Origin of the sequence: Nocardia neocaledoniensis, from assembly GCF_029868625.1 — a bacterium.
GTDB lineage: Bacteria > Actinomycetota > Actinomycetes > Mycobacteriales > Mycobacteriaceae > Nocardia > Nocardia neocaledoniensis_A.
In genome coordinates this window covers 1-8,546 of record NZ_JARWOJ010000036.1, presented here as the reverse complement: position 1 = coordinate 8,546, position 8,546 = coordinate 1, and the positions used below count along the sequence as shown (strand labels likewise).

The 8,546-nt window shown below is 70.8% G+C and carries 8 protein-coding genes; 5 read left to right on the top strand and 3 right to left on the bottom strand.

What is annotated here, in order from left to right:
* The 5 genes from QH270_RS01700 to QH270_RS01680 form a co-directional block, all read left to right on the top strand.
* Window positions 1–1,139: serine hydrolase domain-containing protein (locus QH270_RS01700; protein WP_280338571.1), on the top strand; the 1,139-nt coding region annotated here is incomplete at its 5' end.
* Between the two features lie 2 nt (window positions 1,140–1,141).
* Complete coding sequence (locus tag QH270_RS01695; RefSeq protein WP_280338572.1) at window positions 1,142–2,182, top strand: alcohol dehydrogenase catalytic domain-containing protein; 1,041 nt, start codon at window positions 1,142–1,144, stop codon at window positions 2,180–2,182.
* An 11-nt stretch (window positions 2,183–2,193) separates the two neighbouring features.
* On the top strand, window positions 2,194–3,837 hold the full coding sequence (locus QH270_RS01690; protein WP_280338570.1) for a class I adenylate-forming enzyme family protein: 1,644 nt from the start codon (window positions 2,194–2,196) through the stop codon (window positions 3,835–3,837).
* A gap of 11 nt (window positions 3,838–3,848) precedes the next feature.
* Window positions 3,849–5,588, top strand: a complete 1,740-nt coding sequence (locus tag QH270_RS01685; RefSeq protein ID WP_280338569.1) for an N-acyl-D-amino-acid deacylase family protein — start codon at window positions 3,849–3,851, stop codon at window positions 5,586–5,588.
* A gap of 84 nt (window positions 5,589–5,672) precedes the next feature.
* On the top strand, window positions 5,673–6,020 hold the full coding sequence (locus tag QH270_RS01680; protein ID WP_280338568.1) for a hypothetical protein: 348 nt from the start codon (window positions 5,673–5,675) through the stop codon (window positions 6,018–6,020).
* Between the two features lie 37 nt (window positions 6,021–6,057).
* On the opposite strand, the gene QH270_RS01675 is transcribed toward QH270_RS01680, so the two are convergent.
* From QH270_RS01675 to narJ, 3 genes are read right to left on the bottom strand one after another with little or no spacing between them, the layout of a single operon-like run.
* Window positions 6,058–6,765 carry a cutinase family protein gene (locus QH270_RS01675; protein WP_280338567.1) on the bottom strand — a complete coding sequence of 236 codons (708 nt, stop codon included), beginning with the start codon at window positions 6,763–6,765 and terminating at the stop codon, window positions 6,058–6,060.
* A 37-nt stretch (window positions 6,766–6,802) separates the two neighbouring features.
* A complete protein-coding gene (gene narI, locus QH270_RS01670) occupies window positions 6,803–7,558 on the bottom strand; it encodes a respiratory nitrate reductase subunit gamma (protein ID WP_280338566.1) in 756 nt (251 codons plus the stop codon).
* Window positions 7,555–8,235: a nitrate reductase molybdenum cofactor assembly chaperone gene (gene narJ / locus QH270_RS01665; protein WP_280338565.1), complete on the bottom strand. Its 681-nt coding sequence runs from the start codon at window positions 8,233–8,235 to the stop codon at window positions 7,555–7,557. The genes narI and narJ overlap by 4 nt, the downstream gene beginning before the upstream one ends.
* Between the last annotated feature and the right edge of the window lie 311 nt (window positions 8,236–8,546).

Below are 8,546 nucleotides of genomic sequence, written 5' to 3'. Positions count from 1 at the left end.
GCAGCTCCTCGGGCTTCTGCCACGACGATTTCGCGGCCGTGCGCGCGGCCTTCGACGAACACCTCGGCTCCGGCGCGGAACTCGGTGCGGCACTGTGCGTCACGGTCGACGGTGAACCGGTGCTCGACCTGTGGGGCGGCTACGCGGACCCGGCACGGGAGACGCCGTGGCGGGCCGACACCCTGGTCAATGTCTTCTCGGTGACCAAGACGATGACGGCGCTGTGCGCACTGCTGCTGGTCGATAGCGGTGACCTGGACGTCGACCAGCGGGTGGCGCACTACTGGCCGGAGTTCGCGGCCAACGGCAAGGACGCCATCGAGGTCAGGCACCTGCTGGCGCACACCTCCGGCGTCTCGGGCTGGGAGAAGCCGATCGAGCTCGCCGACATCTACGACACCGAGGCGGCGGCGGCCCGGCTGGCGAGCCAGGCGCCCTGGTGGGAACCGGGTACCGCCTCGGGCTATCACGCCATCAACTACGGCCATCTCATCGGCGAGCTGATCCGCCGCGTCGACGGCCGCTCCCTCGGGCGCTTCTTCGCCGACGAGCTCGCGGGCCCGCTGGGTGCCGACTTCCACATCGGCACCGGCCCCGAGCACGCCGACCGCATCGCCACCCTCGTCGCGCCTGAACTCCCCGACTTCGACCTGTCCGCGCTGGACCAGGACAGCGTGCTGATCAAGACGCTCACCAGCCCCTGGCTAGACGTCGCCGAAACCGCCACGCCCGCATGGCGTTCGGCCGAGATCGGCGGCACCAACGGGCACGGCAACGCACGCTCCGTCGCCCGGATCCAGTCGCTGATCGCCAACGGCGGCGCGCTCGACGGCCGGAAGTTCCTCGCGCCGAACACGATCGAGCTGATCTTCCGCGAGCAGGCCGACGGCATCGACAAGGCGTTGCTCACCCCGCTGCGCTTCGGTATCGGCTACGGGCTGCCCAGACCACAGACCTTCCCGCACATCCCGGACGGGCACGTCTGCTGGTGGGCGGGGTACGGCGGTTCGATGGTGGTCAACGACCTGGACCGCCGGATCACCTTCGCCTACACCATGAATCGCATGGCCACCGGCCTGATCGGTTCCGACCGGTGCGACAGCTATCTGAAGGCCACCTTCGACGCGGTGCGCCGATGACCATGCGCGCGATGCAGCTGACCGCACCCGGCACCCTGGAACTGCGGACCGTGCCGATCCCGGAGCTCGGACCGGACGATCTGCTGTTGCGGGTCGGCGCGGCGGGCATCTGCCATTCCGATTCGTTCGTCCTCGGCCTGCCGTATCCGCTGGGGGATCGCCCGCTCACCCTCGGCCACGAGATCGCGGGCACCATCGAGGCGGTCGGCACGGCGGTGGCCGACCGGGTGGCCGGGGAGCGGGGCATCGTCTACCTGTGCTGGTCGTGTGGCGTGTGCCGGGAATGCCTCGGCGGCAACGAGAACGTCTGCCTGGCCGCGGGCCGCACCGCCATGCCGCCCTGTCCCGGTCTCGGTCCCGACGGCGGAATGGCCGAATACGTGCGCATCCCGGCCCGCTCGTTCGTGCCCATCGGCGACCTCGACTTCGCCGAGGCCGCGCCCCTGGCCGACGCGGCGCTCACCCCGATGCACGCGATCCGCGGCGCCATGGACCAGCTGCGGCCGGGCGCCACCGCCGTGGCCATCGGCATCGGCGGGCTCGGGCACGTCGCGGTGCAACTGTTGAAGGCGCTCACCGAGACCACGGTGGTCGCGGTGGACGTCGACCCGCACAAGCTCGCCCTGGCCACGGCCTGCGGCGCCGACCACACGCTGCTCGCGGGGGAGGGCGCCGCGGCCGCGATCCTGGACCGCACCGAGGGTCGCGGCGCCGAGGCCGTCTTCGACTTCGTCGGTTCCGACGCGACCGCGAGACTCGCGGTCGAGACCGTCGCACCCAACGGCGCCTACCGCATGGTCGGGCTCGCGGGTGGCGTGCCCGGGATCGACTCGGGTCCGGCGGGTGGGCCGGGCCTGCCATGGGGCGCCACCGTGCGGAAGTCCTACGGCGGCACCAGGACCGACCTGATCGACGTGGTGGCGCTGGCCGCCGCCGGTGCCGTGCGCGCCGAGATCGAACGTTTCGACCTCGCCGACGCGCGCACCGCCTTCGACCGACTCGACTCCGGCGCGATCCGTGGCCGCGCCGTCCTCATCCCCTGATGGAGCAGAACATGACCGACCCGCAGGAATACGTCGCCCAGGTCGCCGCGGGGCTCACCGCGCCCGGCGCACCGTTCGAGCTGACCGTGGAACCCGTTTTCGGCGTGCCGATTCCGGTACTGGCCCGCCGCAGGCGCAGCCTGCGCGAACTGCTCGAGCACTCGCTCGGCTGGGGCGAGCGCGACTACCTGGTGACCGAGGACCGCCGCATCTCCTTCGCCGAGCACGCCGCGGCAGCCGGCGCGCTGGCGACGGCGCTGGCTACCGACTACGGCCTCGGTAAGGGCGACCGGGTCGGCATCTTCGCGGCCAACGGCCCGGACTGGGTGATCACGTTCTGGGCCGCGCAATGCCTCGGCGCCATCCCGGTCGGCTACAACGCCTGGTGGGCGCCGCCGGAGATCGCCTACGGCCTCGACCACACCACTCCCACCGTCGTCGTGGCCGACGCGAAAAGGGCGGCCGTGCTGGGCGAAACGGGAACCGCGATCCCGGTGCTGACCATGGATGAGGACCTGCCCGCCCTGATCGCGGACCACGGCGGCGGCCCGATCCCGAACACCCCGGTCGCCGAGGACGACCCGGCCGTGATCCTCTACACCAGCGGTACCAGCGGCAGGCCCAAGGGCGTGGTGCACTCGCAGCGGAACATGGTGGCGATCAGCGACTACCACCGCTTCACCGACGCCATGCTCGCCGCCTTCGCGGGTCAGCCACCCACCGACGCGCCCAGCGATCGCCGGTATCTGGTCACCGCGCCGCTGTTCCACATCGCGAGCCTGCACAACCTCGTCATCCCGCGGCTGCTGACCGGCGCGGCCGCGGTCTTCCCGCACGGCGCGTTCGAGGTGGGCCGGGTGCTGAGCCTGGTGGAACGCGAGCGGGTCACCAATTGGGCCGCCGTGCCGACCATGGCCACCCGACTGCTGGAACACGATGTCGCCCAGCATGATCTGTCCTCACTGGCGGCGCTCTCGCTCAACTCCGCGCCGACCTCCCCGGCACTGCTGGCCGCCCTGCGCGCGAAGATCCCGTCGGCGCAGCTGTCGCTGACCACCAGCTACGGCCTCACCGAGAGCGGCACGGCCGCCACCGTCGCCACCCCGCTCGACCTCGCCGTCGACGACGCGTCGGTGGGCAGGCCGATCTTCGGTGTCGAAGTACAGATCCGCGACGCCGACGGCACCCCGGTCGCCGACGGCGAGGAGGGCGAGATCTGCATCCGCAGCGCCTACGTGATGCTCGGCTACTGGAACGACGAGACCGCCACCAAGGCCGCCGTCGACGACGAACGCTGGTTGCGTTCCGGCGATTTCGGCACGCTGCGCGACGGCAGGCTCACCGTGTCGGGCAGGCGCACCGACCTGATCCTGCGCGGCGGCGAGAACGTGTATCCCACCGAGATCGAGAACGTGCTCTGCGAGCATCCCGCCGTCAGCGAGTGTGCCGTGTTCGGCGTCGCCCATCCCGACCTGGGCCAGGAGGTGGCGGCTGTGGTCGTCACCGAGCCCGGCGCGGTCGAGGCCGAGGAACTGCGCGCCTACCTCGCCGAGCGGCTCGCCTACTTCAAGGTGCCCGCCCACTGGCGGATCACTTCGGACATGCTGCCGCGCAACGCGACAGGTAAAGTCACGCGACGCGAGCTCGCGCTGTAAAAGGGGTCACAATGTTCGACAGCATCATCAAAGGCGGCCGGTGGTTCGACGGCACCGGCGCCCCGTCCGCGATACGGCACCTCGGCATCAAGGACGGCAGGATCGCCGAGATCTCCGAGACCCCACTGGACGAAACCGGGTGCGGCCGTGTGGTCGACGCCGACGGCAAATGGGTCCTGCCCGGCATGATCGACATCCACACCCACTACGACGTGGAGGTGCTGCTCGACCCCGCGCTGTCGGAGTCGGTGCGCCACGGCGTCACCACCGTGTTCGTCGGCTCGTGCTCGCTGTCGACGGTGCACGTGGACGGCGAGACCGCGGGTGACCTGTTCGGCCGCGTCGAGGCCATCCCGCGCGAATACGTCGTCAGCGGCGTCGACGCGAAGAAGACCTGGTCCGGTGCCGCCGAATACGCCGACGCACTCGCCGATCTGCCGCTGGGCCCCAATATCGCCGGCTTCATCGGGCACTCCGATATCCGCGCCGCCGTCATGGGCCTCGACCGCGCCACGCGCGACGAGGTGACCCCGACCGCCGCGGAACTGGCCGAGATGGAGCGCATGCTCGTCGAGGCGCTCGACGCGGGCTTCGTGGGCATGTCTTCGCAGCAGCTGATGTTCGACAAGCTCGACGGCGAGGTCTGCCGCTCCCGCACCCTGCCCTCGACCTACGCCAAGCGCAAGGAACGCGGCCGCCTCAACGGCATCCTGCGCGCACGCGGCCGGGCGTTGCAGGGTGGGCCCGATATCGGCAGCCCGACCAGCCTGGTGTCGATGGCGCTGTCGAGCACCGGCGTGTTCCGCAAGCCGCTCAAGGTGAGTCTGCTCTCGGCCGCCGACGTCAAAGCGGTGCCCGGCGCGGCCAAGATGTTCCCCGCCGTCGGCCGGATCATGAACGCGCTGCGCGGCGACTTCCGCTGGCAGCACCTGCCCGTGCCGTTCGAGGTGTACTCCGACGGCATCGCGCTGCCGGTGTTCGAGGAGTTCGGTTCCGGCGCGGCGGCGCTGCATCTGTCCAACCAGATCGAGGAGCAGCGGCACCTGCTCCAGGACGAGGAGTACCGCCGTTCCTTCCGCAAGGACTACGACAACAAGTTCGGTCCGCGCGCCTGGCACCGCGACTTCTTCGACGCCGACATCGTCGCCTGCCCCGACGAGTCGGTGCTCGGCAAGACCTTCGGCCAGGTCGGGCTCGACCGCGGCGGCCTGCACCCGGTGGACGCCTTCCTCGACCTGGTCGTCGAGCACGGCGACAAGCTGCGCTGGCGCACGACCATCTCCAACCATCGTCCCGATGTCGCCGACGTCCTCACCGCCGACCCGTCGGTCCAGCTCGGCTTCTCCGACGCGGGCGCGCACCTGCGCAACATGGCCTTCTACAACTTCGGCCTGCGCCTGCTGCGCCGGGTGAACGACGCCCAGCGCACCGAACGGCCGTTCATGACGGTCGAACACGCCGTGCACCGGGTCACCGGTGAGCTCGCCGACTGGTACGGCATCGACGCGGGCCACCTGCGGGTCGGTGATCGCGCCGACGCCGTGGTGATCGATCCGGCCAACCTGGACGAGTCGCTCGACACCTACGCCGAAGCCCCGATCGAGGTGTTCGGCAATCTCTCGCGGATGGTCAACCGCAACGACGACACGGTGACGGCGGTGTTCGTCAACGGCCGCTACGTCTTCGGCGCGGGCGAGGCCGATCCCGCACTCGGCACCGAACGGGTGGGCACCTTCCTGCGCGCGAGCTAGACCGGGGTTGCCTGTGCCCGCCTGGCTGTCATCTGCGACAGTCAGGCGGACCGGAATGCCCGCACGTCAGCGAGAGGATTCGCCATGTCGGACCCGAAACAGATCAGCTGGGGCAAGCCGCGCCGACCCGGCGACGCCGACCGCGACGCCCTGCGCGCCGACCTGCTCGCGAAGGCCCGCGCGGTGCGCGCCGACGGCTGGGCGGCACACCGCGAGACCTGGTCGGAAGGTCAGCTCGCGGTGGTCGCCTACCTGCTCGACGACACCGACGTGCTCACCGAACTCGGGGAGAACGAGGGCACGGTGCTGAGCCGCTGTGCCGCCGACCTGTACGGCTTCGTCGGCGGCCGCAAGGACAACGAGAAGGGTCTGCCCGACACCCAGGCCTGGTTCGCCGGCGTCCGGAAGGACCTCGGCCGCCCCTCTCCCTGACCGGTCGCGCGGGGCGCGCGGACTTTCCGTCAGGCGGTCACAGGCGCGCGAGCGCGTAATCCGCCGCCTGCAGCGTCATCCCGTTCGCCGCGTACAGCACGTGCAGGCCGTTCGGCGGGCCCGCCGGGGAGCCGTCGCAGATGGTGTCGCCCGCGACGCACAGCTGCAGCGTCTTGTCGGCGTAGGCAGGGCCGACGCGCACCGGCGGTGCGCCGACGTCGGCCATCCAGCGATCCGACGGACCACCGAACAGGACGACCGCCGCCACGTGGTCGGCGATCTCGGGCGCCAGCGGGGTCGGCAGGAACCTGGCGTCGGCCTCGGTGACACCGTCGGGTGTGTCGGCGATGGTGGCGAACCCGGCGAGAGCGGCGCCCTGGGAGTAGCCGCCCAACACGATCCGGGTCTTCGGGCACGCCGCGGCGACGTCGGCCAGCCGCCGGTGCGTGTCGCGGATGCCGTCGAGCACGGTGTGGGCGAAGACCCTGGTGTCGGTGAAGTCGCTGCTGGCCGGGTAGTCGACCGGGTGCGCCGCCACACTGCGGCCCCCGGCTTTGGCGCGCAGCGCCTCGGTCAGCGACTGACCGGTGAAGCCGAGGCCGGGCGGCTCGGCGGTGCCGCGGGCGAAGACGACCTCGATATCGGAACAGGGCGCCGCGGTGGCGGTCTGCTGCGGCAGGCCCCACGGGGCGATCGTGGCCACGGCCGCGGCCGCGAGCACGTGGACGAATGTGCGACAGGTCATAGTGCGAAAGCCTATAACGGGTGGTCAGGCCGTCGGGTCACCAGCGGTCGGGGGTGACCGGCGCGTCCCAGGCCTTGGCGAAGCGGGTCTTGTCCTTGATGTCGACCTCTTTGCGCCGGTACACGATGTACGGCCTGGTCAGGTAGCCGATCGGCGCGCTGAACATGTGGACGAGCCGGGTGTAGGGCCAGGCCGCCACCAGCGCGAGCACCACGAGACCGTGCAGCTGGAAGGTCCACGGGACGCCGACCATCAGGCCGGGTTCCGGGTCGATGGTGAACAGGCTGCGGAACCAGGGGGAGACCGTCGTGCGGTAGTTGTAGGTGCCCCACAGCAGGTTGGCGCCCCAGGTGTTGAGCAGACCGGTGACAAGGGCCAGCGTCAGCAGCGTGTACATCAGCACGTCGTTGCGGCTGGTGGCCTTGCGCACGGCGGGCACCACGATCCGCCGATAGCACAGGATCGCCACCCCGGCCACGACCATCAGACCCGCGACCGACCCCGCGCCGACCGCGACCAGGTGATAGGTGTGCTCGGAGATGCCGACCGCGCTGGTCCACGACTCGGGAATCAGCAGTCCCATCACGTGCCCACCGAACACCCCGAGCATCCCGAAGTGGAACAGCGGACTGCCCAGCTGCAGCAGCTTGGACTCGTAGATCTGCGAGGACCGGGTGGTCCAACCGAACTGGTCGAACCGGTAGCGCCATATATGACCGAGCACGAACGAGGTCGCGGCGATGTAGGGCAGGATCAGCCAGAGCCCCTCGGGGAGCGGGATGGTGGCGTTCATCGTCGACCTTCCGTGGCGTCGAACAGGGCGGGGTCCATGGCGAAGGGTTCGAGCCCGACTTCTTCCTCGGGCGGGCCCTGCGCGGCGAGTTCGGCGATGCGGCGCCGGTCGGCGGTGGTCACCGGCGGCAGCGTGGTCAGCACCGCGGCGAGCACGCCACTGTAGGGAGAGTCGTTGTCGCCCAGGGACAGTCGCAGCAGTTCCAGGACGGGCACGTGCTCGCCGAGCAGTCGTTCGCCACCGACCGGGTCGACGGTCGCGGCGAATTCCAGCAGCACCGGCAGGTGGTCGGGCAGTTCCTCGTCGCCCAGTTCCACGCCGGCCTGGCGGTAGGCGTGCTTGAACCGCAGCAGCGCCATCCCGCGCTTGCGGGTGTCGCCGTAGGCGTAGAACGTCAGGTGCAGGCTGGCCCGGCGGCGCATGTCGAAGGTCTCGACATAGCTCTGCGCGACCGCGATCGAGGAGGTGTCGCGCAGGTAGGCCAGCACCGGGTCGAAGTGGGCGCGGACGTCCTCGGGCAGTTGCCGGACGGCGGCGGTCATCTGGTCGAGCAGCGCCAGTGTGGACTCACCGGGGTAGTCCAGCAGCAGGGCGGCCAGCCGCCACACGACCCGGCGATCATGTTCGGCCATGGCCAGCACCGGCTGGGGCCGCTTACGGATCGAGAGCAGACTCATCGGTGCGCTCCCCGGGCGCGCGCGTCGGGTTCCTCGTCGCGGGTGCGGCGGTACGCCGCGAGGAGCGCGTCCACCGCGCGGCGTTCGACCCGGTCGTGGTGACAGCGTGCCGGGCCCACCGGCTGACCCGCGGTCACGGCGCGCCCCCGCTCACGGTCGCATCGGTGGTGGCGGGGCCGATTGCCCCCCCCCCCCGGCCCGCGCCCGTTGCGGTGTTGGCGGTTGCGGTTTAGGTTTACGTGGGGGCCCGGACCGTGGTGGGGGCGCCCCGCCCCGTTTGGCGGGTGGTACCCCCCCCCAAAAACCCCCGC

Excerpts from the sequence above, each read along its gene's own strand:
- narJ (WP_280338565.1), bottom strand. The coding sequence starts at position 8,235 with ATGAGTCTGCTCTCGATCCGTAAGCGGCCCCAGCCGGTGCTGGCCATG.
- QH270_RS01690 (WP_280338570.1), top strand. The coding sequence starts at position 2,194 with ATGACCGACCCGCAGGAATACGTCGCCCAGGTCGCCGCGGGGCTCACC.
- narI (WP_280338566.1), bottom strand. The coding sequence starts at position 7,558 with ATGAACGCCACCATCCCGCTCCCCGAGGGGCTCTGGCTGATCCTGCCC.
- QH270_RS01685 (WP_280338569.1), top strand. The coding sequence starts at position 3,849 with ATGTTCGACAGCATCATCAAAGGCGGCCGGTGGTTCGACGGCACCGGC.
- QH270_RS01675 (WP_280338567.1), bottom strand. The coding sequence starts at position 6,765 with ATGACCTGTCGCACATTCGTCCACGTGCTCGCGGCCGCGGCCGTGGCC.
- QH270_RS01695 (WP_280338572.1), top strand. The coding sequence starts at position 1,142 with ATGCGCGCGATGCAGCTGACCGCACCCGGCACCCTGGAACTGCGGACC.
- QH270_RS01680 (WP_280338568.1), top strand. The coding sequence starts at position 5,673 with ATGTCGGACCCGAAACAGATCAGCTGGGGCAAGCCGCGCCGACCCGGC.